Raw genomic sequence first — 26,063 nt, forward strand, 5'->3', positions numbered from 1 at the left:
GCTGGAAAGCCTGACGTACTTGGGGGCATGTCAGGCTGGAAAGCCTGACGTACTTGGGGGCATGTCAGGCTGGAAAGCCTGACGTACTTTTATTACTTGAACAGGTCGCGGACACGTTTCTTGCGTTCCTCTTTGGTTTCTTCTTGGAGGGCTTCCTGGTCATTGATTAGACCGCGGACCATGTCCAGAATTTCATTGTAACTCTCCAAATCGAGCATTTTGTCCAGCACAGCGTTCAATGCTAACAGGACTTCGTCAGCCGTTTGAACCGCCTGTTCGGTCTTTTCTGCCGCGATTTTCGGGGTTTCGACGGATCGTTCGACCTGGGCAATCTGGTCGATCAATTTTGCGAGCGGTTTCTCGACAATTTGTTTTAACGGGTCTCGGACACCTTCGCCCAATCGTTCCCGACGGTCTGCCGAATCAACCCGGTTGTTGACCATTTCCGCCAGGATGTCTTCCAAGGAAGTCGCGATTCCGGTCAGCTCCTCGGAGGTCTTCTGCGCCTGCAGTTGGACTTGCTGAACACGCAGTCGGCGGATCTGCAGCTCACGTAACCGCTCGGCTTCTTGGTCAGGATCGTCGCTCAACTCACCGTTGGGAAAACCGGTGAGCGTCTCTCGTAGTCCCATCATTTCGGTGATCGTCTGCTCCAGCCGAGAACGCAGGCCGAGTTCGCGGCGTTCCAGCAGTGCCAATAGTGCTTCAGGTGTGACGACTTGCAAGCGGAACAGTTCACTTGCGGCGGTGTGCGTTCCATCGAGATCGTATCCATCGGTGGCTTCGGCAAAGACATTCAGCGCAGAGCCAGGTTGCAACGCGATCAGCTTTCCGTCTGCGGTCAAATCACGCAGATCGATTACGGCACTGGCGTTTCCCGCGCGGTCCAGTTCCGGGGACACTGACGATTCCGTCGGCGCGTTTGCCTCGGCGGGTTTGACTTCGCCGTCATCTCCGGCGGCGGATACGACATTGAAAGTCAGCGACTGAACGCCGTAGTCATCGGTCGCGGTCGAACTGAGAGGCAACCGTGCACTGGGGGTAATCGCCGATGTGATCCCGTCGAGTTTCAGTGTGACGTTGGGTGGTTGGTCGAGTACCGCACCGAGGAAATAGCGATACGGTGCTTGAGAGGAAATCCCCGTTGGGTCACGAGGCACCATTCGAACTGCTGTGGGGCGTTTGAAATCCGGCAAGGTGATCGCGAACTGGGATTGTTCGTCGTTCCAAGTCAATTCATTGACGCGGGTTTCCTGGCCGTCGATTTCGTAAACGATGTCGACGTCGCCCAGCGGTGCGCTGGAGCTGGCCTGCAGGGTGACTTCGCTGCCCTCGCTGATCCGCAAACCGGCTTGGTACTCGGTCTGCAAGTCTGGTCCTTCGCCGCCGACCGTTCTCAGGTATTCGGGGTAGCGCACATTGACTTGCATTTTCGAAATGGCTGGCGGTGCGACGGCTTCGATTCGATAATCGGCCAACCTGTCATCGAGTCCTTGAACGGTAAACGTCATCGACTCGCTCAAGCCCGTCAGTGGTGGACCGTCCAGGACAAACCCTTGGTAACCGTCACGCACGCGACCGACGCGTCGCATGTTGGACTGGCCTCTCGTACCGTCGTCGGTTTGGTAATAGACGGTGCACACATCGGGGACTTCTGCGTTCTCGGCGTCGGCGCGGATTCGCAGCATCGGATTGCTGCCCACCGGCAATCGGACCACGTTGTCAACGAATTCGCGGCTGACGGATTCTTCGGCGGCTTGTTCGGACGCGGAAACGAGCGGTAACTCGACGCCGACCATTTCCAGTCGAGCGCGTCGCGGCCATGGATCATCCGAAAACAACGTCAGCCGACTTGCCGCGCGGGCAAATGACTGGGGACTAAAAATCGCCAAGCCGATGCAGCACAACAACAGCGGACCTGCCACCATTGCTTTTCTCGCCAGCGGCTGCCAGCGAAACACGCGATTCGGGTCGACTTGATCGATCACCTGAGCGGCTTCATCGTGAACCATTCGCAATAGGTCTTTGGAGTGCGCATCATGTTGCCGCCCCGGCCGATCGAGCTGAACGGCGGTGACCAAACGCCCGCCCAACTGAGGATGATGACGCTCGACCAACAACGCCAAGGAGTCATCGGGCAACGATTTGCTGAGGCGACCAATCAACAGCTTGGCAACGATGAACACGATTGCCACTGTCACCACCAACAGCAAGAAACCGCGTGCCGAGCGTGGCATCTCGGTGCCGCCCATCAAGACCGGCAAGTAATCGACGGCCAAACCGACCCAAAACGCGACCAGGGCGACGGCCAAGATAGCCAGCACCGAATCCCAAACGACGTACCGGCGGACACGTTGCCGGAGCGATTGGAGTAGCGATTGAAGTTTGGGATCGAGCATGAGCGTTCGTGTCGTTCTCTATTGATCGTTGGATCGTTTGTGGGTTAGGCCAGCCGGTGCAATCGTCGCGTCACCCATTCCATGGTCAACACACTGGCGATCAGCCACATCAGGGCCAAATTACGTCGCTGTGCAAAGTCTTGATCTGCGGTTCCGGGCAAAACGGTGGTCTGAGGCTGCGGACGAATCCGTTCCACTAATTCGGATGCAACCGAATCTGGTCCCGATGGATCGTCAATGGGTAAGAAAACTCCTCCCGTCGTCGAGGCATACTGTTTCAGTTCGTCATCGTTTCTGCGTGGGCGTTCCAGTTCCACGGTGGGCAAGCTGACTTGCACCGTCTGCCGCAGCACTTCTTCGTTGAGCGCATCTCCGAGTGTCAGTCGTAATTCATAGCTGCCGGCTTCGCGGACTAAGAATCGACCGCCATAGGTGCCCGGCCGAGGCTCGCCGGCGACCGGCAGCAAACGAACGTCTTCGATGCGTCCACTGGGTGCTAACAATTTGGCTTGGACCTCCGGCACCACCAGCGGTTCGAACTGATCGTCGCTCAATACCGCGCGGACCGTGATCGTGTCGCCGATCATGGCTCGTTGGTTCTCCACCAGCAAACGCCCGCGATTGCTGTCCCGCAGCAAACGACCTTCGCACACCCAGCGGATGAGCTTGGTGTAGTAGCTGTCAAAGTGGGCATCGCTGGTCCGTCGCAATCGCCACATCTCACCGCTGCCTTGGAAAAACACTCGCCCGGCCCCGTAAAACTGCGAAGCAAGGTACACGGGCAACGAATCGGAAATCGCCGTGGTGGGATCCGAAAAATACGCGTAAACCTTGGTGCCCGGCTTGGTGCTGCTGACGCCGACATAGTCGTAGACGCCACTGAATTCGTTCCAAATTTGAAAGCTTTCGTCGGGACGATCCACCAACCACAGGAACTCCGCGCGTCTGGCTTCCGGCGTGAATTTCAATGGCCAAGCGTTCTCGCCGCCTTGGCGTCCGGTTCCGATCAACGGTCCACGACTAGGGAAATTGACGGGAAAGAAACCTTTGATGATCGGCACACGCGCATCCGTTCGCAGCTTCAACCAACGCGGATGGTAAACCGGGCCACCGACGATGATCAGACCACCGGCTTGTTCGCCCACCCAGCGGTCCAACAGTTCCAGTCCGTCTTGATTGATCGCCGTCCAGTCCGGATCAAACATCGCGATCGCGTCGTACTCGAACAGTTCCTCCGCCGTCTTGGGAAACTCGCTGAGCACCTTGTCCGCATCCTGGCTCATCCCGGGCTGTCCGGTCTGTAGCCACGTGTCCAGTTCGACCGACTTGTCACGATACAACAAATTGCGGACGAATCGATACTCGCGAGTCGGTCCACCGGCAATCGTCAGGACACGCAATCTGCGTGCGACGACTTCGTAGCGGGCGTCGCGAATGTCATCGGCTTCGTTTCGATCTTGCTCGGGAGCCACCACACGAACGGCCAAACGTCGACGTCCAACAGACTGAGGTTCCAGCTCGAAACGCACGCCCTTGAGCGTTCCGTCACCGGTCACGGTGATCTTTTGTGAATCCACCACCTGCGTCGGCATCGCATCGCCGCCGCCGTCGCTCGCCGATTGGTCCAAACCGTCCAGCAATTGAACTTCGACTTCCATCTTTTCCGCGCCGCTTGCTTGCAGGACCGCATTGATCGCAAACTTGTCGCTCGGATAAACACGTTGCGGAGCGTTGATGTTGACGACACGCAAGTTGGTCGGTGCGGCGCTGCTGCCCAAGCCCACCGGGAACACGGCAACTTCGTTTCGTCTGGCGGTGGCCACGGCCGCGCCGGGTTCGCTGCCTCCGTTGCTTTGTCCGTCACTCATCAAAATGATACCGGCCAGCGTGGTCGGGTCGTGGTCGACCAACACGCCACGGATCGCATCACCGATCCGACTCTGTGCGTCCGTTGCGGCGATCGATTCGTTCCAGTCGGACACCTTTATCGGCGGCGGATTGCCATCTCCGTCAGTCACGGGATCCGTCGTCTGAGTGTCCTTGGACTGCGAATCAGACTGCTGCGAATCAGACTGCTGCGAATCAGACTGCTCTGAACTGGACGTCTCCGAATTGGGCAAACCGATCAGCTCGGCCAACGAATACTGTGTTCGTATCGAGTAGACGCTGCCGGTCATCACGCAACCGACGATCAAGCAGCCAGCCGTTGCGAACAGCATCCATCCGATACGATCCGCATTTCCCGACGCGCCGATCATCAGGGAGGAGACCGACAAGATCGCCGTGATGCCCAACAGCACCATTCCCAACATCGCGATGGGCGAAAACGCCGCCAAGTCCGTCGATTGTTTTTCGTCTGCGGCTCCAAATTCGCCGCCGCTGGTTTGCAGCAATCTGGGCTCGGCATTCTCACCGAACGCGTAGACACTGACGCGATGCTCCGCACTGAGTTTATCCAGCATCTCGCTATCTTTGATGATTGCGGCGGCCAGTTCGGCGCGGCTACCGCTGCCCATGTCTTCATAGGCCGGCAACGACATGCTTTGACTCGTATCCACCAACACGACGACTTCGCTGGGCCGCGTGATCGAACGCTGCGTGCGGCGTTGAGCGTCGAGAAAGAAAAACACCAACGCCACGATCGCTGTCAGCCTGAGTGTGATCAACGTCCAGCGGACCGGCCGACTCAGCTCGGCTGCATCGCGGCGGTACAGCCGAACCGCAGCAATCAACAGAATCACTAGCGACAGAACCAACAACGCCCACAACCACCAGCCGGACATCGACTGGGTGCGAGCCAATTCATAAATCACTTGACGAGACGAATCATTCATGGTGCCGTCCTCCGCGTGAATGATCCAACGTCCATGGTCCTGTTTTCAGTGGTGTCGCCGAAGATGAAACGTGATAGCTGGCCCAGTATGCCAAGGCCTGCTCGGCAGCCAAGATCAGCGCCAGCAACGCCAACATGACCAACGTGATCGTTGAGCTGCCCGCCGTACTGACTTGCTCTGTGTAGTCCGCGCTGCTGGTGAATTTGATCTGCATCGGCAACAGGGACTGGACCAGCTCGGCTTGATCGGCACGCCTTAAGTCACCTTCGCCGACTCGGATGACCGAAGCCACCGGGATGACTTGGCCGTTCCCGTTGCTTTGAATCAAACCCCATTCAAAGACGCCCGGACGGAGCAAGTCGTCCACATCGATGGCTTCGCTGATCAAACTATCGTCGGGTTGATAGGTCACCGCGACTTTGTCATCGCCGGCCTTCTCGCTCGCGGTCGCTTCGATGGGAACACGCGGTGGTGCGGTGCTGGGCGGAGCCAACTTTGTTTCAGGAAAATAATTGTTGGTTGCTAAGACCTTCTGCAGTGGCGCATCCACTAAACGTTGCGTCGCCGGTGCTGCCCCGCTCCACAGCGAAGCGTTCGTCAACAACAGAAACGGTACAAACGTCGGGTCGCCCGTCCAGTTGCTCCAGCCGCCATCGAGTCCGGTCAAGATCGTCACCACCCGACCTTGACCGACCGTATGCTGGGTGACCAAAGGCAAGGTGTCGCGACGCGCCAGCACGGTACGAACACGACCGGCCTCGATCTCCGCTGGTGAATCCTCCTCGGCGGACGCCGTCTCCATCGCTGTCGTTTCATCCTCGGTTGGTTCGGCCGCCGGGACCAACGTCCATGACTGTGAAAGTCCGATCAGTGAGAGTGACGCGTCGCCGATGCTGCGTAGCGGATCAATCAAAGTGTCGGTGTCGCCAAAAACAATGTCTCCGCTCTTGCTCGAGTCCCCATCTGGCAACTCAACCGTTTGCTCCAATGCGCGGGGCAGCAGTTGTCGATCGGTTCCAAGCAATACTCGGTTGTACGATTCGGCTTGGACATTGCCGCCCAAGAACCATGCGATCCCACCGCCACGTTCGACATACGTTTGCAACGCCGCGGCTGCCGAATCCGTGACTTCAGGCAAATCCACCAGATAGATCGCGCGGTATTGGGCCAAATCGTCAAAGGTTGCCGATCGCAAGAACGCGGGTGCTTGGATGTCCGGGATCGCACCGATGCGGACTTGGCTCCCCGGATTCAGAACCGAACTGATGTGGTAGGCGCCGATGGCGTCGGGGTCCGAATCGATCACCAAAACTTTTGCGTCGCTGGACAGAGGCAGGGTGCACATCCGCGAATTGTCGATCGCCAACGCATCGTCCGGCAGTGTGACTTCGATCGCATGCGTGCCGACTTCGTTGACAAATACCTGAAACGACTTGGTGACTTCAGCGCCGGGCGCCAGTGTCTCGATCATCAACGCGGGCAACGACTCGACTTTACCGCTGACGGACTCGGCCACATTGATCGTCTGGACGTCTTCTCCGTATCGAATCACGCGGCAGCCCACCGCGACGTTACTGACTTCCGACTGGCCATAATTCTTGATCGTCGCTCGTACCACAACGGGCACGCCGGCGACCCAAACATCCTGAACGGGGGTGACGTTTGTGATCGCCAGATTACCGTCGGGTGTCGCCGCACAATCGATCATGCGGATTTCTGTCCCCTTGCCCTCGATCCCACGCATCGATTCGGCGATCCGCTCGGGAGTCGCCCAGTCGCGTGCGCGAAAATCGCTGGCGATGTACAAGTAACTCGTGTCGGCGGGGGTGGCGTTCATCAATTGAGCAGCCAAATCGATGGCGGCGATCAAATCGGTTCGCATCGGTGAGGCGGTGGTCGACATCACTCGTGAAATCAAGCGACCATCCGGGGTGATGGTCTGAGCGGACAAGTCCGCCGCGACGTCGCCCGATTCGTTTCCGCCGCGAACCGCTAACGCGGCACGACTGGCTCGCATCACCGTCAGCTGATGATTGCCGTCGTCGCCCGCCAACTGTTGCGTCAAAGCTTGCAGGGACTGCAGGGCTCGGCCGTATGCGGTGGCCGCTTCTCCGCCTCCGGCACTGCTGGAATCGCCCATCGAATAGCTGTCGTCCAAAATCACCACATGATGCGTGGTCTGTCCGCCCAAGACACTCAACAACTGACGTCCTCCGGTCCATCCACACAACAGCGCGATCAACAACGCCGCGACCGCCAACCGTGCCAGCAGTAACAACAGTTGCCGCATCCGGATCCATTTTTTCTGCTTGCGATAACTGGCGAGCAAGAAATCCATCGCCGCCCAACGCTGCTTGCGATGGCGCAGCATGTTGATCAGGTGGACCAACAAGGGCACCGCGACAAAGAAAAAGCCGGCGAGGAGGGCAGGATAAAGGAACACTGGATGACCGTTTGAGACAGAAGCCTAATGCTTGAGCTTGGGTAATTTTTGGCGAGAGGAAAGGAACGACGCCAATACCGCGTCGAGTGATTGACTGGTGCGAACTTGCCAATAGTCGATGGACAACCGACCACAGACCTTGCGAGTCTGCTGCAAGAATTCTTCTAACGCTTGGACGTATCCCTCACGCAGTGCACGAGGATTGCAGTTCAGGAAATCGTCGCTCTCCAGACCTTCGAATCGCGTCGCTCCGTCAAACGGAAAATCCAACTCGTGATCGTGCAGCACATGAAACAGCGAGACGTCGTGCCCTCGTGAGCGTAACAGCCGCAGGCCTTCCACCAACGAGTCGACTCCCAATAGATCAGACACCAGCACCACCAACCCGCGCCGCGGCAACGACTGAGCGACTTCCTTGCACACACGCACCAGATCCGTCCGTCCATCGGCTCCCACCGCATCGAGCTGCGCCAGGATTCGATTGAGCTGATGCTGATTGCTTTTGGCCGGTACGTTTCCACGGACTTTGGTGTCAAACGTGATCAAACCGCAAGCATCCTTTTGACGCAATGCGAGATATGCCAGCGAAGCAGCCAAGGAAGCCGAATAGTCAAACTTGTTCGACTCACCGTCGCCGTAGGCCATGCTGGCGCTCCGATCGACGATCAACGTCAAACGCAGATTGGTTTCTTCCTCATACTGTTTGATGTGCAACCGATCCTGACGCGCGTAGACTTTCCAGTCGATGTGACGGATCTCATCTCCACGCGCATACTGACGGTGTTGCAGGAACTCGATCGATTGCCCGAAGTAAGGACTTCGGTGCATACCGGTCAAAAACCCTTCGACCACACGTCGCGCCGTCAGCTCCAGCCGACGGATGCGATCGGTGACATCAGGACGCAAATATTTTTTGGAACCGGGCATCGCGTGATAGCTCATCTTCGGTGGTCGGAGTCGATGCAACGATGCGATCGATCACTTCGTCGCTCGTCACGCCGTCGCTTTCGGCGGCGAAGTTCACGACCATGCGGTGACGCAACACTGGTTTGGCCAATTTCTGGATGTCTTCTACCGAAACATGAAAACGTCCCTCCAAGAGCGCGCGTGCTTTGCCGCCCAAGATCAAGAACTGGACCGCACGTGGACCGGCTCCCCAGCCCACCAACTCGTCGACAAAGTCCGGCACGCCCTCACTGCCAACACGTGTCTGACGGACCAACGACAACGCATAACGGACGACGTGATCACTGACGGGGACTTGGCGCACCAAATCCTGCAACCGCATGATTTCTTCCGCGGTCAGCACCGGCTGCACTTCAGCGACTTTGACGCCCGTGGTCCGTCGCGCCACTTCGAATTCGTCGTCGAACGACGGGTACTCGACATAGACCTTGAACATGAAACGGTCCTGCTGCGCTTCGGGCAGCGGATACGTGCCTTCTTGTTCGATCGGGTTCTGGGTTGCCAAGACGAAAAACGGCGCAGGCAACGGGTGACGTGTGCGTCCGACCGTGACCTGACGCTCCTGCATGCCTTCCAGCAACGAAGCCTGCGTTTTGGGCGGCGTTCGATTGATTTCGTCTGCCAAAACGATGTTGGCGAATAGTGGACCCTGCATGAAACGAAAGTCCCGATGCCCCGTGGCTCGGTCTTCTTCCATGATCTCGGTGCCGGTGACGTCGGCGGGCATCAAGTCCGGCGTGAACTGGATCCGGCTGAACGAAAGGTCGAGCGTTTTGGCCAGCGTGCTGATCATCAGCGTCTTGGCGAGCCCCGGCACGCCTTCGAGCAAAACGTGACCCTGGCTAAAGAGCCCGATCAGGATCTCCTCGATCACATCTTGCTGTCCGACAATGATTTTCCCCAGCTCCTGGGCGATCTTTTCTTTGGCCTCGTTCAATCGTCCGGCGTCGGCCGGGCTGATTCCCTGAGTGTCGGCCGCGTCGTCTGCGGACATTCAATATCCTAAATTTTGGCAACAGGTCGATTCAAAACACATGATGATTTGCCCGCTGAGGGGCGCCACGGAAGTCCCCAGGATACCACGGCGGCACGTTTTTGGCGTGGTCAACCCTGCCGCAAGGCAGCCATCCGGTACGAATCGGCCCTGAAAATGGTTTCCGCAGCGGTTTTTGTACCCCAAAAGAGCGTCCAGCGGATTGTAACCGCGGGGCCAGACATGTCCTCTGATGGGCCTACCGTTTGCCACCAAATGCAGCCAAGGCGGCAGCTGCGTCCTGACGTTGCAACAAGTGAATCGAGCGTGAATCCGGATCCAGGCACGTTTCGTGCAGCGTCTCATCGTTCATGCTGGCCAACCCCCGGTAGCGGCGTTTGGAGTACGCAATCCCCTTGGCATCCAACGCGTCGCGAAGTTTGTGGTAGTGCTCGTCCGTGTAAGCGTGCAGCGTGTCACTGTACCCACGCGCCGAAATCTCAAACAGCGGTGGCTGAACCACCGCCAAACGGTTGGCATCGATCAGGGGACGCAGCATCCGGTCAAAGAAAATCAGCATCAACGCACCGCAATGAATCCCGTCGGCGTCCGGGTCGAACAACAAGATCACGCGTTGATAACGCATCGCGGTCAAATCAAACGCGTCGCCCCAGCCTGTCCCCAACGCTTCGACCAGCTTGGTAAAAAGCTGGTTCTTTTCGATCGATTTCACGCTCGCCTTGGCCGCATTCATCGGCTTTCCCTGCATCGGCAGGACGGCTTGAAAGCGGCTGTCACGAACCCGCGCCACGGTCTTGGACGCCGAGTCACCCTCCACCAGAAACAACTCCGCACCGCTGTCGCCGCCGTGCAGTTCACAGTCCACGAGTTTCGTCGGTCGAACAATGAAGGTCATAAGGCCGAGTGGTGGGGCGAGTGGCGAAATCAAATGCGATGCACAAAGATTAAACCATCCCGTTTGACAAATCAGGTCACCACACTACCGTTTCTCATTGTCGCTCGACTTTTCAAGTCGATGACGCTGATTATTGTCGCTCGACTTTCCAAGTCGATGGCGGGCGGAACCGTTTCACTCGCCAACGCCATACGCGTCCGCAGCGGAATCCGTCGGTAGTGCTTTTCACGTCACCCATGTCGATGACGTTCAGTGATGACTCTGAGCGTTGACGCTATCGACTTGGAAAGCCGAGCGACGATGAGTCGTGTGACGGAAACCTGTTGTTTTCAGACAGAATCGATTCTCCGTCTCTCCCACCCAACCAAGATCCAACCGTGCCACTCATCGAATCACCTTGTACCGGCGTTTGCACGTTGAACACCGTCGGCGTTTGCCAAGGTTGCGGGCGCACCCGCGGAGAAATCGGAGCGTGGTCCGTTTGCAGCTCCAAAGAGCAACGCGAGATCGTCCATGCTGCTCGACAGCGTTTGAACGGCATCAAACAGGAGCCACAAACCACTCTCGATCAACGAGACACTTGACCCCGCACGTCAGCCTTTCAAGGCCTGGGCTTTTAGCGTCTTTGTACTGAGCGTTAAACCATGAAGCACACTGGCGTTTACCCGTTGCAAAGGAGTTGCAGACATGTCATGGATCGCTACGTAGACATCACGCTCCGCCGTGATGCGGTGCGATCAAGCGGGTTGCCATCCAGAAAACGTCGTCGGCCGTTGGGTGTCAAACGAAGCTACTACCGGCAACTCCAACTCTCCAATCAACTGTTCGACATGAAAAGAATTGTTGCTGCCTATGACCGTGAAGCGGTCTCAGACGGTAGCCGGCGATAGAGCGCAGCGATCATCGCCGGTTGAGTCGGCCTGACGCGAACCGACCCCGCAGGGTGTCGCAGCCATGATTCCGAGAAGTCTGCGACACCCTTCGGGGTCGATTCAACATGGTTGTCGCATACCACGGGTGCGCCTTCGGCGACCCGTGGCTACCTTCTGCGATCCCTCGCGGGATCAATTCGCACTCACGAATCAGTACCCATACAGATGGGTAAACAAAGACGTCAGCAATACATTTCACGTTCCGAGCAGGATGGCTACGTAGATGTTAAAAAGCCCTGGCCCTTCCAGGCTGACATCCTCCCCATCAACCCCGCCCTCAATAAACCCAACGCACACCGGCCAGGAACGAATTCACGGCCGAGTTGCTGTTGAATTGGCCTTGGTATGCGGTCGTCAATTGTCCGCCCAGCAAGAACCCCAGGTCGGCTTGCACTCGGACAATCGCCCAGTCGGTCCCCGCCGTGACGCCGCGATCCACCAAAGGGCCGACCGTTCCTGGATCGGAAGCGATTTGGCTGAACATGGTTTCCGATTCGTCGAGATACTCGTGCAGCCACCCCAGTCGAATCCGAGTGCTTGCCGGTCCTAACGCCGTCGCACCATCCTGACTGATGCCCAACCCTAGCACGCTACGCAACGAGTCGCCTGCGCCTCCGCCGCCGGAGAGAGCAAAGTTCATATCGCCCGTTTCCGCATAGGGGTCGATTTCCACACGTGTGCCGTGAAGCCCCAAGTAGGGATTCCATGCGACACCTTTGCCCACCATCACGGTTCCGGTTTCGAAATAGCCAAACTGCGTGGAACCATCAAACGAGCTTTCAGCGAACGTAGACCCGGTAAAAGCGTCCAAGGAACGACGGACGTCATAATTCTGCATGCCCGCCCCACCGGCCGCCAACGCATAGAGGTTCTGTCCGATGTATTCTACCGAGCCGCCCATTCGATAGGACTCGATGTCCGCCGTTTGATCGACGCCACGTGCGTCCAAGTTGCCGCCCGACAGGTGGGCAAACGTGTGGGCAGAAAATCCTCCACCACTGCTGACTCCACAGCCCAATTCCAAACCACCGACCTCATGTCGATATCCCAGCGTCTGACAATCGTCGCGATCGACATGGGCGACCAAGCCGTAACCTCGGACCCATGGCATCAACATCGGCTCGCCAGCTTGTCCGTCTGCTTGCAGCAACACCCGGTCACGCACCGATTCCAGGTTGGTTTGGATGTGATTGATCTCGGCGCTGAGCAACGAAGCATAGATCGATCCCGAAAGCTGATCGACCGCCAGCGTTACTTGCGCAGCCGAACCGTTGCGCAGATCCGCGATGACAACGTCGGGACCGACAACCGTTCTTAGATCATCCAACGCAATCGCCGCTGCGGTCTGATTGCATCCGTCAACGAAACCGGCAAAGCTCAATCCGTTGTCCCGGATCATCAGTCCGAATTGTGTCGCCGGCATTGTTGCATCGGTAGCGGCCTCCAAGAACGGATTGTTGGGCAGTTGATACACGTCCGCTGCATTGGCAAACGTGCCGACGATCGGATTGGTCGACTCCACCAGAACAAACTGTTGCGTGACCTCAAATTGATCGCCAACAAAATTCGGTGTCAGCGTCGCGCCGGTCACATCCACCGTGCCGTCGACGTCGACCAAATCGCGGGTCGGCATGCTGCTGGTTGCGGAGATGTCCGACTGCAATTCGCCACCAGACAGATCCAAATCCCCGGTGACATTCATTGTCCCTACGGTCCCAGCAGCGGCGCTTGCCCCGGGAGCCAAGATCCCTGCGATGTCCATGTTCGCATCGACCTGCCCCTCGCCAAAAATCGTCGTGCCGGCACTGGCGATGATGTCCGCATCGGGCGACGGTGCTCCGGTGGTCACGATGTTCAAACCGCTCGGGTCAACGGTTCCCCCATTGAAGGTCAGCGGTGCCGCGACGCCGTCTCGATCAATGATCACGGCGGCGACGTTGGAATTGAAAAACGAGATGTCGCCGGTCAAGGTCGGCAAATCGCTCAACAGCGTGATCGTCGACGAGGGTCCTGCGATGTCAAACACGATTCGGTCGCCGGATGCCGCCGTCGACAGCGCTTCCCGTAACGAACCCGCCCCCGAGTCTGCATTGGTCGTGACCGTGATGTCCGCCGCCGATACCGCGGAGGCGACAAACGCCAATCCGAGGAAAGCAAGCAAGCCGCGGCGTTTTCGCAGTGGATTGTTACGAGGACGTGTCGTATGCATGTTAGGCCCTGTAGGAGTGGTGACGATCATTACATCGGCGCACTGGCGTGCCGTCCCCCCTATAATCGCGACCACACACACCGCCCCACCCACGACGAGGCGCGTATTCGGTATGAACGTTACAGATTCACAACGTCCAAGCGATTGATCAGCTCGCCACGCCCAATCGCTTCCTTTTTTCGCACCCATGTACGCACAGAGAAATCCTTCCATGCGATGTTTTCCGTCGATCATTCTCTTGGCTCTGGCTTGTTTCCTGGAAATCCATTCCCCCGTCGCAGCCGAAGATTGGCTGCGGTTTCGCGGGACCGGCGGTCAAGGCATCGCCCAGGGTGAAGCACCGATCAAGTGGAATGCCAGCGACAATGTTGTGTGGAAATGCCCGTTGCCAGGAGCCGGTTCGTCTTCACCAATCGTCGTCGGTGATCGCGTGATCGTGACGTGCTATTCCGGTGCGACCGGCGAAAACGCATCACGACAAGTGGTATGCGTGGACGCAAAGACAGGTCAGCAGCTTTGGGCACACAGTGTTTCTGCCCCCAACGTCGAAGACGACTACAACGGATTCTTGACCGAACACGGCTACGCCAGCGGCTCACCGGTCTCCGATGGCACAAACGTGTACGCCTTCTTTGGCAAAGCCGGCGTGATCGCTTTGACGCTCGACGGGGAAAAGCTTTGGCAACGTAACGTGGGCACGATGTCCAGCAACCGTCGCTGGGGTTCAGGTTCCAGCGTCGTGCTGGCGGACGACATCTTGATCGTCAACGCGGCGGAGGAAGCCCGAGCGATCTTGGGACTCAACAAGCTCGATGGCAGCACAGTATGGAAGGCGGAGTCCGATTTGCTGGAGCTTTGTTTTGCCACACCCGTGATCGTCAACGGCGCCGAGGACGTGAGCGAAGCCGTGATCGCGATGCCCGGCGAAGCATGGGGGATCAACACGCAGACAGGCAAGTTGCGTTGGTACTACGAAACAGGCACCGGCGGAAATGTCAGCCCCAGTGTGGTCGTCGGCGACGACGCGTTTTACACCTTCGGCGGATACCCCCAGCAGCAGTCCATCGCCATCCGACGCGGCGGACGCAAGGACATCACGCAGTCGCATCGCTTGTGGGAAAGCCGCGACAGCAGCTATGTCGCCACGCCGCTATACCACGACGGACATTTGTACTGGGTCAGCGATCGCGGGCAAGCCTTTGTGATGGACGCCAAGACCGGAGAGGTCGTCACGCGAAATCGGTTGTCGGGACTGCGTGACGGCGGTCGCCCCGTGTACGCTTCACCGGTTCTTGCCGGCGAGCACTTGTACGTCGTCACGCGACGTAGTGGGACGTTGGTGTTCACTGCCACACCGGAAATGAAACAAGTCGCACTCAACGAGCCCTTGGACGAGTCGCAATTCAACGCCACCCCGGCGATCGTCAACGGAAAGATTTATCTACGCAGCGACACGGCGTTGTACTGCGTCCAGTAAACAGAACACGTAGTTGCGTCTCTCAGGACGTGCGGAAAATAACCTATGTGGCTTGGGCACTCTTGCCCGAGAGATCGCGGACGGGCAAGAGTGCCCATCCTACTATTGTTTACCGCACGTCCCCCGAAACGCGAAACATCTACTCCTTGCGAGTATACACCTGTGGGTACATGAACTCAGGCTGTTCGTTGGGACACAGGTACTGCAGACGCTCTGTCACGCAATCCGGGCCGGACATCAATCGCATGCTCACCTCAACCGGTGCTTCTTCGGTGGGACGAAACTCGATCGACGCCAGCCAGTCCCCGGTATCGGTTCGCTCGATCGATTTTGAAACCAACTCACCGCGGATCAAAGACACGTCGATTGTCATCGAGTGAAAAGATAAATCCCGAATCGTTTCTCCGGAAAAACGAGCGGTGACGCCGATCCGATCTTTTTTTCGATCGACATCCAAATGCGTCACCCTCGCGATCTTGCTTTGATCCGCGCAATCACCAGGGAAAAACTTGACTACGTAGTTCAAGTCTAGCGGATCACCTACTTTGGGAGTTTGTTGGGGAACCCAATAGGCGGCGATGTTGTCGATTCCCTCGTGAGCGCCGGGCAACTCCAGTAACTCAACGCGTCCGTTTTCCCAAACCCCGTCACTGGATCCGTCACGGTTTGGTTCGATCCAGATACTGGGACGCTTGTGATACTGTGCGTTGTGATCGTCGTAATGAAAAAACGCGCGATTGCGTTGCAGAACACCGAACCCCAACAGTTTCTCAGTGGGAACCGTCGAAACGGAAGGATAACTTTGTCGAGCAAACGCTCTCCAAGTCCAGTCGTCTTCGTCGCTGCGAATCAGCAGCCCGTCGGAGTCATGCACGCCTGGTCGCTTGTCCAACGACGGACCATCCAGACCATCGCCCCACATCCACATGCTGGTCAACGGTGCCAATCCGATTTTTTCGGGGATGCTGCGAAAGTGCAACCGAGACTTCACCGCAACCGTTGTTTCTACCCCACCGGGTTGGAGGACGAACTCATACGCACCACACATCGACGGGCTATCCATCAACGCCAGTACCGTCAACGTGTCGCAATCGGGCTCGACCGCCCGAACCCAGAAAGCGCGAAAGAACGGAAACTCCTCGTCGCAGGGTAAGCCGACATTCACCGCCAACCCCCGCGCCGATGCGCCGTATACCGTGTCGCAACTGCGAGCGCGAAAGTAACTTGATCCGAGGAAAGTTAAGAACTCCTGCGGGTCGCCTAGACCAGGAATCCTGCCGACCACTTTTACCCCCGCGTGCCCTGAGTCGAGCAACTCCGCCGAATCTTCGATCGGGATTCCGTAGACAAAGTGCTTGGGCGAAAAGAGGACCTCGTGTACGCCGTCATCGTCGATTGTGAACAAGTCGACGCGATCCTTTTGAACAAATCCTCGGTGAAATGTTTCCAAGCAAAACGGCGATCCACTTTTCCACCAGACGCCTTGTTCGGGACGAAAAGAGATCTCACGATACTGCTCATAGTCCAACTTCGCCAATGGCTCGGGCAAGGGACGTCGAGGGACAAACGGCAGCGTTGCAAGCGACTGCGTCAACAAATCGAGTCGCTCAAACGAGTCGATTTCACGCCAGGTCTGTCTTGAGAGCGCATTCTCAGCCGGCGATTCCGCAGCAACAGGATCGCTGAGCAGTCCAACATGGATCATGACGACATGGACCAACGTGTTCAAACATACGGTTGGGAGGAGATACGCAATGGAGCGATGCATGGGCGAACGGTTCCTGGACGAGATCGGTTTCATTCTACGCATGGCAACGTCCACGCACTGAAACTTGGCTGCAGCATAGAGCACCTTGTGTACCGGCATTCTGAAATGGATCAATGCTCGAAAAACGTTCAACCACCAATGGAGGCTGGAAAGATCCGCTGCGGCGTGAATCCCGCCAGCGGCAACGCTTAGTGGCTGGCGGACGTGACATGGATTTCAAGCAATCTCCGTGATGGACGAGCTTCAACGCCATCAACAAGCAGATGCCTGTACCAATTGCGATCACGCAGGCCCCGATTCATCCAGTTGCCCGGTTACCGGCATCGACTGTAGGCATCGACGAACCCATCGCTTTCGTCGCCACCGGCGGCTTATTCGACAGCCGCAGTCGCGTAATTCCGTGACTTTGGATGAACCATCGTCGCCAACTTGACCAAGGTGCTCTCAATTGAAGCAGGGGGTGACTCATGTTGGACATGAAACTCCCGTGAAACTCCAAGGAATCGAATCGCGAAATCATTTCGCAACGCGACGACGCTTTACGATCAGCGTGAAGAGGTCCGCAAAACGCTTCGCAATGTCGTCGGCTATCCCCTTGATCATGAACTGTTCATTGGCTCGATCGTAACGTCTTTCTTTTGGTTATTGAAAGCATAGGATTGGCACAAGAATTGTTCTGGTGAGTGTCCTTGTCAGAAACAACTGCGACTCTTCAACTCTTCCGTTCAGGATTCAAATCCATGTCAATGGTCCAAACAAGAAACGACGCGATGGTGAGTGACCTCACAGAGCAAATCGCAAAATCTCATGTCGTCGATTACTTGGTCAGATGCGGTACCACCGTCGACTCAGCGATGGAAACGGCACGCAAGATCGTTTCCAAACTGCTTGCGGGACCGCCGGTCGCTCGAAACAGTGAGCTGTTGCGTTCTGCGTTAACGATGGCGATCGATGAGGTGGCGACGCAAGGAATCGCGGTGAAGGGTGTCTTTGTTTCAACGCCCACGGAAGTCTACCGAGCGATGGAGCCGGCAAAACAATATCGCTTGATCGGCACCTCCAAACTGCGTCGGGGTCGCCTGACCCTTCAGTTGGCAGGATCACAGGCATCCGATGCAAACGGTGCACGATGAGCGCTACCGTTGTTAGCGACCTTCGGACAAAGGTGATTCGCAGAGTGGTCGCCTTGGCGACTCTGCTGTTGACTGCTGCCGCGACGGGTAGCTTTGTCGCCATCGCCTTAGGCAACGGCGATTGGAATCTGTTCGAAGTGCTCAGTGCGCCCCTGTTCGCCATCCTGTTTGCATGGATCGCGTTTTCGTTTTGCTTGGCAACGGTCGGTTTTCTATCGTTGGCTCGACAGAATTGGAGAGCTTGGCGACAAACGAATGATTCAGAATACCTGGGCGATCATCCTGATCAAACCGTCCAGCGTACCGCCGTTTTGATGCCTGTCTACAACGAGTCACCGACTCGAGTTTTTGCGGGCATCAAAGCGATGATCCAAGAGCTACGTGCACGCGGAATCGGGGATGCGTTTGCCTTTTATGTGCTCAGCGACACCACCGATCACGAAACATGGATTGCGGAGGAAATGGCGTGGGCGGATTTGGTGGAAACGTTGGATGCCGGCGACTGTTTGTTCTACCGACACCGGCCGCACAACAAGTCTCGCAAAGCGGGAAACATCGCTGACTTTGTCGAACGCTGGGGAGCGCATCACGAATTCATGATCGTGTTGGACGCCGATAGTTTGGTGTCAGCGTCGACCATGAACGCCATGGTTCAGAGAATGCGCGCAGATACAAAGCTTGGTATCTTACAAGTTCCCCCAGTCCCGATCGGCAGAAACTCTCTCTTTGCCCGAATGCAGCAATTCGCCGCCAGTGTCTACGGCCCCATCTTTGTTCAAGGGTTCGCTGTCTGGGCTGGCAATGAAGGAAACTACTGGGGCCACAACGCGATCATTCGAGTCGAGGCCTTTCGTCGCCATTGCGATCTGCCGGTGCTGCCAGGCAGCGCGCCGCTGGGGGGCGAAATCCTGAGTCACGACTTTGTGGAGGCCGCTTTGATGCTGCGTGCGGGATGGAAAGTTCAAGTCGCGACCGACCTCGCCGGCAGCTTCGAAGAATGCCCGACCACGATTGCGGACTATGCTCAGCGTGACCAACGCTGGTGTCAAGGCAATCTGCAGCACTCCAAACTCTTGGTCGCAGAAGATTTTCGTCCGCTCAGCAGGATGCACTTCAGTTGTGGACTGATGTCCTATCTCGCGTCGCCGTTATGGATTCTGTTCACGTTGATGTGCATTGCCGCCATGGCGTTGGATGCCTGGACACATAAGCAGACTGTTCCGTCGGACGCCGCCTTGGGTGCACTCATCATCTTCTCCGTGTCGATGGCTTTGCTGCTACTTCCAAAGCTCTGGAGTGTTCTCCTGATTTTCTTCAGCCGCGAACACGTCAACCAACACGGCGGCTATTTTCGACTTGCTGCCAGTGCACTGTTTGAAACGGTGATGTCGGTCTTGCTGTCCCCGATCATGGCTATCTATCACACGAGGTTCGTTCTCGCCGTGCTACGTGGGACCAACGTCAAGTGGAACTCGCAGCAGCGAGATGAACGCGGTGTTTCATGGCGGGAGGCCGTCATGCAAATGTCGGCGCTGACACTCGGCGGCATTCTGGCCTCGTTGGTGATCTACTCGACCGCTCCCGAGTTATTCCTCTGGTTTTCACCATTGATCGCCGGTGTCATTCTGTCGATTCCAATCGTGGTTGCGATGGGAAGTCAACGGATCGGATTGTGGCTGCACCGGCATGGACTATTGTTGGTGCCGTCGGAAACAAATCCTCCACCCGTGTGCGTTTACCACAAACTGGCCCTCCAAGAAAAACCATCGGACCATCGAGTTTGCGAGACCGCGAACTGGTTCACCGAAACCATTTTGAACCCACGAGTATTCGCATTGCACACGGCGATCTTGCGATCAACCTCATCCGACAACGCGATGCCGCAGCATGAATCCAAAGCGATCGAAGCAACCGCCGCCGCCAAAGGTATCGCTGCGATTCCTGTCAGTGCACGCAAAGCAATCTTGTCCGACAGCGCGACGCTCACCCGATTGCATCGAGAAGCCCAATTGGCATTGATCGACCGCCGTCAAGACAACACCCAACGAGACCGCGTCACTCTGGACTAGCGATATGAGCTAATCCCGTAGGTCAGGAGATTATGGGGACAGAGCACTTTGCTGGGGTGGTTGAACGCTCCACTTTGGATAACTCGGCGTTTGAGGCAGCGAAGAGTCCAACTTGGCTGGCCTTGATCGACGTGCTGGGACGCTTTCGCCAGTGGTTTTGAACGGTTGAGGCAACTGATGCCCAGAACGCTAGCGGCGTCGCTGTAGAGAGCGACTCAGAAAGGGGGCTGATCGTGGGAAGCTTCCTGTTTTAGCTTAGCCCGTTGGGATCAGATCGCGAATGCGGCGGGGCAGACGGAAGCGACGTTGGGTTTGGCAACTGCGATGCTCGTCCACCGCACAAGGATTGCCGGCGACCGTTTTGAAGAGTTTGCCAAAGTCCGCTACCAACTCACACCAGACAGAAGACTCCAAACCGAGTCGCTGAAGGATGGGGGCGAGATGTTCCGGTGTCTGGCCACGCTTGCCTTCTGCGATCTCACGAGCCGTCCAGTCCAGCAGTTCAAGGTATCGCTCCAGCGAGAACCATAGGAATCCCTTGTCGCTGCAGCGTTTGCTGGATTGACTTGGCACCGGACCGGTCTCGCCGTCCGCTTCGTCGTTCTCCACAGGTGAGAGAAACGAATCGTCATGCCGCAGTCCGTCGCTGTGGCTTTCGGCAGGTAGTTGCGTGTGTGTTTCGATGCGACGTTGAGCCGATGTATGATCGCTTTGCTCGATCGTCTCGGCCATCGCGGCGCGGATCGGATTGAGGTCCACGTAAGCCGCACAGGCCAGCACCGCAGATTCATCGATCAGTCGAACGGCTTTGTATCGATCCTGGAAAAACCGGCCCATTTCCTCTTCTTCGGCATTGGCCCGTTGAGCGACCCGTTGGTTCAGCAAACGCATCCACCACGAGATATTGCTCAATCGGGAGCGGATATCAGCCAGTTTGACTGGGCAGTTGCGAATGGCGTCGAGCTCAGGCTTGGAAGGTTCACAAGGATTACCGTCGGCATCTTTGCGATGGGGGCAAAGCATCAACCATCGCCGGGCGACTTCCGTGTCATCCCAATTTTCAACCACGTCCGGGCGCGATCTGAGGATGAGATGGTAATGATTCGAAAGAATCGCAAAGCAGATCAGGTCGATCCCAAAGCATGCAGCAAAATGCTGGAGGTATTGTTCGATCCAGATCTTGCGATGGTCGAAGTTTTTCCCCGAGGCGGGATCGTCTCCGAACAAAAAGCACCGTCTGACGGTGCGAGCGATCACGTGTGCGAAGGCGACTTCGTTGGGATCGAAGACCTCCGCGCGAGCGAGTCGTGCCATGGTGTGAGCCCCCAAAGCGATGAGTATCAGATGAGGCATTTCGTTCTATCATCTCAAATGGCACCGTCAACCCTCAATAAAGTGCTGTGTCCCTAAAAGATCCTCTCGCGGGATCCAATTTAATCGCGTCAGAAACCCCGTTCCCCTTTTCGAAGAAGTGCTCCGATTAGTGTTCGATCAGTGAAGATTAGTGGTCTTGCTTCTCTTGAAGCACGATCCGTTTTCACGTTTGCGATGCGTCGCTATTGATCAGCAAGCCGACCTGTATCTCACTGGTTTGAGTGTGGTTTGTTTTTGGGAACACTAATTGGCACTAATCGAACACCAATCAGCAGAACTGCAAGCAGGCTGGATGAAGGCGGCTGGCCAGCAGATACCGGCAAGGCAGGATTTGGTTCGGTATTTGGGGGAGACAAGCCTCGCGAACATTCAGATCAGCGGAAGAAGCTAGCCCCCCCCCTTCCCCTTTTCGAAGAACTCAGTTGGCGAAGTGCGATTTGGTAGAAGATTACTGGTAGAAGATTACTGGTAGAAGATTACTGGTAGAAGATTACTGGTAGAAGATTACTGGTAGAAGATTACTGGTAGCGACTGCACGGGCGAGCCGTTTTCTGTGACATTTTCTGCCAGTAATCTTCTACCATCTCCGGTCTGAACCATTGAGCGCCGCGCAAGATATTCGAGAGTGGACTCTGACTCTGTTGCGGAAGAATCGCAGAAGTGTGCGTCTGTCACGAAACTCTAAAAAATTCCCTTCCCCTTTCCAAGTACGCCGCACGCTGTGGAAGCAATCGCATCCCGAATCCGAAGACCTTTTGGAAGCGGAGTCGCACTCGCCTTTGGAAGAATCAACAACCAAAGAACCTCACGACTATCGCTGCAAGAAGTGCAACGGCTTGGTCGACCCGGCCGGCCAGTTGGAAGGATCGCTGACGGTCTCGCTGTTGGCGGTCGCGCACTGGGTGGTGACGTGGCAGCAGACGCAAGCCGCATCGACTCAGGTCGTTCCCCATTGGCGACGGGCACTGGCTGCGGTGATCGGGCAGCGGATATCGATGCCAAGCAAGAACGCATTCATCAATGGCATGCGATCTGGACTGATTCAGCCTGACGATCATTGGATGAGCTTGTTCGAGCAGGCGATCGAATTGGTGAGCGAAGAAGTAGAGTGGCCCGAAGCAACCGCGAGACCACCGTGACATCGAGTTCGAATCATCAATCTCGTCGTCCCGCACCCATTGGTTTTCAATCACAAACCGACCAAGCTCCTCAATCGTCTATGCAATCGCATCACGATGACTTTGGCACCAAACAGCAAATTCAACCGCCAAGGCGTGACCGTATCGAGTCGCTCAGAGTGATCGCATCGCCTGCAATCGAACCAACCAAGAACGAGAAACCGCGTTGCTCACCCAAGTCACACTGGGCAATCTCGGCAACCAGCTAAACCAGCAAAATCTAGCTGGCAGCGTCCCAAAGAAGAAAACCCTCAATCAACGTCTGCACGCTTGCAGGAAGGTTCGGGATTTAAGAAGTGAACGTCGACAGCATCGCTTGACGAATTTATCTAAGAGGCCTGACCCTTTTGATTCGACTCAATTCAGGACGATCCTGCCGTGCTTTTAAGGTATTTATTGGTACTCAAAATGCAGACGAGAATTGCTAGTACTACAGGCAGTGCAAGCAAACACATAAATCAACTACATGTCGTTCGACTCGCTTAAGTCCGTGCCATTCACCCCCGTCCCGTTTTCTTCCCCGGCTTTTAAGACCCCCTTCCCCTTATTGCGGTTTCCTTCCCCTTATTGCGGTTTCTTCCCCTTATTGCGGTTTTCGCCCTTTTTCTCGTCAACCTCCTTCCCCATTTCTCGTTCTTCCGCATTTCTCGTTTGGCCGTAGGTCCATCCGGTCGCGTTATGGGAGAACGGGAAGGCACTCATCAGATACTTATGAATGTAGAATCCCTTCATTCCGACAGACTGTAATACATCGGCGAAAATCGGCTTTGCAGCCGTGCTACTTGGCGGAATTTCGTTGTCGACAATGAAGGAGTCGCCCACAGAAAAAAACACCGGTTCCTCTCCGTCGCGAATTATTGTGAATAAGAATCTTGTTTCCAAATGCTTGCGTGGTTCTTTTATAGAGCTCAATTCCATTACTAAACGATTAAGATATTGCCTAAACTGATCTCGAGATAAATTTAGTTCTCCGGAAAATCGAGAACTGCACTGAAGTTTCCAAGCAACTATTCCGGATTCATCGCATTGAATCATTAACGATTCTAAGGTGGTTGCATTGTTCGGCTCGTTTGCAATTGACGACAACAGGAGGATATCTAGACTCCCTGTCGGCTCTACTGCCGAACTGACGGAACACAACATGACACACCAGAAGAACGATAAAGCAGCGACTCTCATATGCTTACCATACAGGAAAAGGCACAACATGTTCCCACTCAATACCGTCATAATACGCTTCTTCCTGTCCATCTTTCGGTGGCTTGTACGGTCCAATGCCACCAGCTGGCAAATTGCCCATGTGGACGAAGTCATTGTTAAGAAAGCCATCATCCAGCGTAACGCTACATTTCCCTTCACCCTCTTCATCACCGACAGTTATGACAAGGTAAGCGTGAATTTTTACTTCCTTCATTTTCTTCTTTTCCCAGGGAAATGAATACCCACCCTCTTGTATGACGCCCACTCGCGCTGAAAAGCAACTTGAGTCGACACGATCAAATGCAGACTTAAATAGATCGGCCCAGTTGTAGCAGTACCACCCTCCAACGGCTTGAGGATGATCAGGATCTCTAGTAAATGGCCCGTATCCGAAATTTGCTTGCCACGCGGATAATGCGGCAAGCGTAATCCGATTTGCGTCCGCTACAGGGCGATTGCGCCACACTGGGTAATTTGCGAAGATGAGCGAAGATTCGTGTTTGGGTCGCTGAGATGCAGTGGCTGGGCGAATCGACTCGCTCAGGATTGGCTTGATGGAACGCTCTGCTTCACTGATTGAAAAACTTAATACCGTTTCCGATCCACGACCGGGCGAGCCGATTTATCCGCTTGTCAATATTCTCTTTATGACGATCTGTGCGGTGATCGCTGGTGCGGATGATTTCGTTGCGATCGCTAAGTTTGCCAACACAAAGAAAGAATGGTTCTCCAAGTTCCTGGATATGACCGCAGGAGTTCCATCGCACGATCGTTTCAACGCCATCCTCAATGCGGTCAAACCTGAAGAGTTTGAACCGATGCTGCTCGAATGGATCACTCAGCTTCACAAGATCACCGATGGCCAAGTCATTGCGATCGACGGCAAGACTCTTCGCAGAAGCTACGACACTGCGACCGGCAAAGCTGCCATCCACATGGTCAGTGCATGGGCGACGGCTAACCACATCAGCCTTGGACAAACGGTGGTCGATGCGAAGAGCAACGAGATCACAGCGATTCCTAAATTGCTGGAAATCATCGACGTTTCCGGAGGTTTGGTAACGATTGATGCAATGGGCTGCCAAACAGAGATCGCTGCAAAGATCGTTGACGAAGGTGCGGACTATTGCTTGGCAGTGAAAGGGAACCAACCGACACTTCACGAGGGAATCAAGGCCTTCTTCTTGGATCATCTTGAGGATGACTTTGCCCGAATCGAGGTGTTTGAACATCACACGAAGGAGACCGATCACGGACGTGTGGATGAGCGTAGCTACTACTTGTGCAAGGTTCCCAGCGATCTTCCAGACGCCAGTCGTTGGAAAAATCTCAGTGCCATCGGTATGTCGATCAACAACACGGAACGTCGAAAGGGCGACGAGATCGCAGTGCGTTATTACATACTCAGCAAAACACTTGAAGGAGAATCGTTTGCCTGTGCTGTGCGTAACCACTGGGGCATCGAGAACAGCTGTCATTGGCAGTTGGACGTGACGTTTGGCGAAGACCAATGTCGCATTCGCAAAGGTCATGGTGACGAGAACTTCAGCACGCTTAGACGGACGGCCTTAAGCTTGCTCAAGCAAGAGAAAACTGCGAAGTGTGGAGTCAAGAACAGGCGGCTCACCGCCGGGTGGGACGATGACTACATGGAAAAGGTCGTTTTCAGTCGGTAAATCGCCGTGCAATCGCCCTGGCGTCCGCTACACAATCCGCAGCCTTGCATTCACACTCATCTCGACATTTCTGGCATCGCGCTGCCAGAAAGGCCGACAACTCACGAATGCCGCTTAGTCCTGCAAGATATTTTGGATCGTATGGTGTATTCGGACAAGGCACTGCCTTAGGACCGTTAGGACTATCGATTTGGCAGTCTCCAGTATCCAACTTGTTGATGATGTTCCCGTTGGAATCTATACCGACAATCGTGTTCCCAAAGGGATCCGTTGATTTTAAACCGAAGTAACTGCTCAAGAGTGAGGTTCCATCGACGTACCCAATTGGATCTCTGGAGCAAGACTCCACTTGAGTGACTGCGTTGAAGATGCAGCGGCGTTTGAGGCGGTGGGGCGTTGGTAAGACGTGATTTCGCACGGGCTGATGGCAACGACGACTTCCCCCGCGCGCGTGGACGCGGGTGACGGGTTGGCGGCGGGGGATTTTTGTCGTCGTTGCATGACGCTCATCGTATG

20 protein-coding genes are annotated in these 26,063 nt (G+C 55.9%); 8 read left to right on the forward strand and 12 right to left on the reverse strand.

Features of this window, described 5'->3' with window-relative positions; all coding sequences use genetic code 11:
- Positions 1-92: 92 nt before the first annotated feature.
- The 6 genes from Pla52nx_RS09120 to Pla52nx_RS09145 all read right to left on the reverse strand — a co-directional run bounded on the left by Pla52nx_RS09120 (position 93) and on the right by Pla52nx_RS09145 (position 10,531).
- A complete protein-coding gene (locus Pla52nx_RS09120; protein ID WP_146521199.1) occupies positions 93-2,399 on the reverse strand; it encodes a polyketide synthase in 2,307 nt (768 codons plus the stop codon).
- A 44-nt stretch (positions 2,400-2,443) separates the two neighbouring features.
- A complete protein-coding gene (locus Pla52nx_RS09125) occupies positions 2,444-5,233 on the reverse strand; it encodes a VWA domain-containing protein (protein WP_342190372.1) in 2,790 nt (929 codons plus the stop codon).
- A complete protein-coding gene (locus tag Pla52nx_RS09130) occupies positions 5,226-7,676 on the reverse strand; it encodes a BatA domain-containing protein (RefSeq protein WP_146521197.1) in 2,451 nt (816 codons plus the stop codon). Before Pla52nx_RS09130 ends, Pla52nx_RS09125 begins: the two co-directional genes overlap by 8 nt.
- A gap of 24 nt (positions 7,677-7,700) precedes the next feature.
- Positions 7,701-8,582 (reverse strand): DUF58 domain-containing protein, encoded by an 882-nt coding sequence (locus tag Pla52nx_RS09135; protein ID WP_146521309.1) that lies wholly within the window; start codon positions 8,580-8,582, stop codon positions 7,701-7,703.
- Positions 8,572-9,636: an AAA family ATPase gene (locus tag Pla52nx_RS09140; protein WP_146521196.1), complete on the reverse strand. Its 1,065-nt coding sequence runs from the start codon at positions 9,634-9,636 to the stop codon at positions 8,572-8,574. Before Pla52nx_RS09140 ends, Pla52nx_RS09135 begins: the two co-directional genes overlap by 11 nt.
- Positions 9,637-9,874: 238 nt before the next feature.
- Positions 9,875-10,531: a toprim domain-containing protein gene (locus Pla52nx_RS09145; RefSeq protein WP_146521195.1), complete on the reverse strand. Its 657-nt coding sequence runs from the start codon at positions 10,529-10,531 to the stop codon at positions 9,875-9,877.
- 377 nt (positions 10,532-10,908) lie between these two features.
- On the opposite strand from Pla52nx_RS09145, the gene Pla52nx_RS32905 reads away from it, so the two are divergent.
- Together Pla52nx_RS32905 and Pla52nx_RS09150 are read left to right on the forward strand one after the other, a co-directional pair.
- Positions 10,909-11,115: a DUF1289 domain-containing protein gene (locus Pla52nx_RS32905; protein ID WP_146521194.1), complete on the forward strand. Its 207-nt coding sequence runs from the start codon at positions 10,909-10,911 to the stop codon at positions 11,113-11,115.
- Positions 11,116-11,223: 108 nt separating this feature from the next.
- On the forward strand, positions 11,224-11,421 hold the full coding sequence (locus tag Pla52nx_RS09150; RefSeq protein ID WP_146521193.1) for a hypothetical protein: 198 nt from the start codon (positions 11,224-11,226) through the stop codon (positions 11,419-11,421).
- Positions 11,422-11,740: 319 nt separating this feature from the next.
- Here Pla52nx_RS09150 and Pla52nx_RS09155 read toward each other — a convergent pair whose 3' ends face one another.
- Positions 11,741-13,672 (reverse strand): autotransporter outer membrane beta-barrel domain-containing protein, encoded by a 1,932-nt coding sequence (locus Pla52nx_RS09155; RefSeq protein ID WP_197454754.1) that lies wholly within the window; start codon positions 13,670-13,672, stop codon positions 11,741-11,743.
- Between the two features lie 211 nt (positions 13,673-13,883).
- On the opposite strand from Pla52nx_RS09155, the gene Pla52nx_RS09160 reads away from it, so the two are divergent.
- Positions 13,884-15,149 carry a PQQ-binding-like beta-propeller repeat protein gene (locus Pla52nx_RS09160; RefSeq protein ID WP_146521191.1) on the forward strand — a complete coding sequence of 422 codons (1,266 nt, stop codon included), beginning with the start codon at positions 13,884-13,886 and terminating at the stop codon, positions 15,147-15,149.
- 139 nt (positions 15,150-15,288) lie between these two features.
- Here Pla52nx_RS09160 and Pla52nx_RS09165 read toward each other — a convergent pair whose 3' ends face one another.
- Complete coding sequence (locus Pla52nx_RS09165; RefSeq protein WP_231742118.1) at positions 15,289-16,917, reverse strand: glucan biosynthesis protein; 1,629 nt, start codon at positions 16,915-16,917, stop codon at positions 15,289-15,291.
- Positions 16,918-17,657: 740 nt separating this feature from the next.
- On the opposite strand from Pla52nx_RS09165, the gene Pla52nx_RS09170 reads away from it, so the two are divergent.
- Positions 17,658-18,050 (forward strand): hypothetical protein, encoded by a 393-nt coding sequence (locus tag Pla52nx_RS09170; protein WP_146521190.1) that lies wholly within the window; start codon positions 17,658-17,660, stop codon positions 18,048-18,050.
- Positions 18,047-20,119 carry a glucans biosynthesis glucosyltransferase MdoH gene (gene mdoH, locus Pla52nx_RS09175; protein WP_146521189.1) on the forward strand — a complete coding sequence of 691 codons (2,073 nt, stop codon included), beginning with the start codon at positions 18,047-18,049 and terminating at the stop codon, positions 20,117-20,119. Before Pla52nx_RS09170 ends, mdoH begins: the two co-directional genes overlap by 4 nt.
- A 255-nt stretch (positions 20,120-20,374) precedes the next feature.
- Here mdoH and Pla52nx_RS09180 read toward each other — a convergent pair whose 3' ends face one another.
- Complete coding sequence (locus tag Pla52nx_RS09180) at positions 20,375-21,472, reverse strand: hypothetical protein (RefSeq protein ID WP_231742117.1); 1,098 nt, start codon at positions 21,470-21,472, stop codon at positions 20,375-20,377.
- A gap of 620 nt (positions 21,473-22,092) precedes the next feature.
- On the opposite strand from Pla52nx_RS09180, the gene Pla52nx_RS09185 reads away from it, so the two are divergent.
- The gene (locus Pla52nx_RS09185; RefSeq protein WP_342190373.1) at positions 22,093-22,632 is read left to right on the forward strand and encodes a hypothetical protein; all 540 of its coding nucleotides are present in this window, start codon (positions 22,093-22,095) and stop codon (positions 22,630-22,632) included.
- An 80-nt stretch (positions 22,633-22,712) separates the two neighbouring features.
- Entirely contained in the window at positions 22,713-22,880 is a 168-nt protein-coding gene (locus Pla52nx_RS09190; protein WP_231742115.1) for a hypothetical protein, read from the forward strand.
- 355 nt (positions 22,881-23,235) lie between these two features.
- Here Pla52nx_RS09190 and Pla52nx_RS09195 read toward each other — a convergent pair whose 3' ends face one another.
- Positions 23,236-23,505: a hypothetical protein gene (locus Pla52nx_RS09195; RefSeq protein WP_146521188.1), complete on the reverse strand. Its 270-nt coding sequence runs from the start codon at positions 23,503-23,505 to the stop codon at positions 23,236-23,238.
- A 349-nt stretch (positions 23,506-23,854) separates the two neighbouring features.
- Complete coding sequence (locus Pla52nx_RS09200; RefSeq protein WP_342190374.1) at positions 23,855-24,337, reverse strand: hypothetical protein; 483 nt, start codon at positions 24,335-24,337, stop codon at positions 23,855-23,857.
- An 88-nt stretch (positions 24,338-24,425) separates the two neighbouring features.
- On the opposite strand from Pla52nx_RS09200, the gene Pla52nx_RS09205 reads away from it, so the two are divergent.
- Positions 24,426-25,547: an ISAs1 family transposase gene (locus Pla52nx_RS09205; protein WP_342190214.1), complete on the forward strand. Its 1,122-nt coding sequence runs from the start codon at positions 24,426-24,428 to the stop codon at positions 25,545-25,547.
- Between the two features lie 294 nt (positions 25,548-25,841).
- On the opposite strand, the gene Pla52nx_RS09210 is transcribed toward Pla52nx_RS09205, so the two are convergent.
- On the reverse strand, positions 25,842-26,048 hold the full coding sequence (locus tag Pla52nx_RS09210) for a hypothetical protein (protein WP_146523868.1): 207 nt from the start codon (positions 26,046-26,048) through the stop codon (positions 25,842-25,844).
- Positions 26,049-26,063: the final 15 nt, after the last annotated feature.

The organism is Stieleria varia, from assembly GCF_038443385.1.
GTDB lineage: Bacteria > Planctomycetota > Planctomycetia > Pirellulales > Pirellulaceae > Stieleria > Stieleria varia.

Coding starts and splice junctions, on each gene's coding strand:
- Pla52nx_RS09120 (WP_146521199.1), bottom strand. CDS start 2,399: ATGCTCGATCCCAAACTTCAATCGCTACTCCAATCGCTCCGGCAACGT.
- Pla52nx_RS09125 (WP_342190372.1), bottom strand. CDS start 5,233: ATGAATGATTCGTCTCGTCAAGTGATTTATGAATTGGCTCGCACCCAG.
- Pla52nx_RS09140 (WP_146521196.1), bottom strand. CDS start 9,636: ATGTCCGCAGACGACGCGGCCGACACTCAGGGAATCAGCCCGGCCGAC.
- Pla52nx_RS09145 (WP_146521195.1), bottom strand. CDS start 10,531: ATGACCTTCATTGTTCGACCGACGAAACTCGTGGACTGTGAACTGCAC.
- Pla52nx_RS09150 (WP_146521193.1), top strand. CDS start 11,224: ATGGATCGCTACGTAGACATCACGCTCCGCCGTGATGCGGTGCGATCA.
- Pla52nx_RS09155 (WP_197454754.1), bottom strand. CDS start 13,672: ATGCATACGACACGTCCTCGTAACAATCCACTGCGAAAACGCCGCGGC.
- Pla52nx_RS09160 (WP_146521191.1), top strand. CDS start 13,884: ATGCGATGTTTTCCGTCGATCATTCTCTTGGCTCTGGCTTGTTTCCTG.
- Pla52nx_RS09165 (WP_231742118.1), bottom strand. CDS start 16,917: ATGCATCGCTCCATTGCGTATCTCCTCCCAACCGTATGTTTGAACACG.
- Pla52nx_RS09170 (WP_146521190.1), top strand. CDS start 17,658: ATGTCAATGGTCCAAACAAGAAACGACGCGATGGTGAGTGACCTCACA.
- mdoH (WP_146521189.1), top strand. CDS start 18,047: ATGAGCGCTACCGTTGTTAGCGACCTTCGGACAAAGGTGATTCGCAGA.
- Pla52nx_RS09180 (WP_231742117.1), bottom strand. CDS start 21,472: ATGCCTCATCTGATACTCATCGCTTTGGGGGCTCACACCATGGCACGA.
- Pla52nx_RS09190 (WP_231742115.1), top strand. CDS start 22,713: ATGCAATCGCATCACGATGACTTTGGCACCAAACAGCAAATTCAACCG.
- Pla52nx_RS09205 (WP_342190214.1), top strand. CDS start 24,426: ATGGAACGCTCTGCTTCACTGATTGAAAAACTTAATACCGTTTCCGAT.
- Pla52nx_RS09210 (WP_146523868.1), bottom strand. CDS start 26,048: ATGCAACGACGACAAAAATCCCCCGCCGCCAACCCGTCACCCGCGTCC.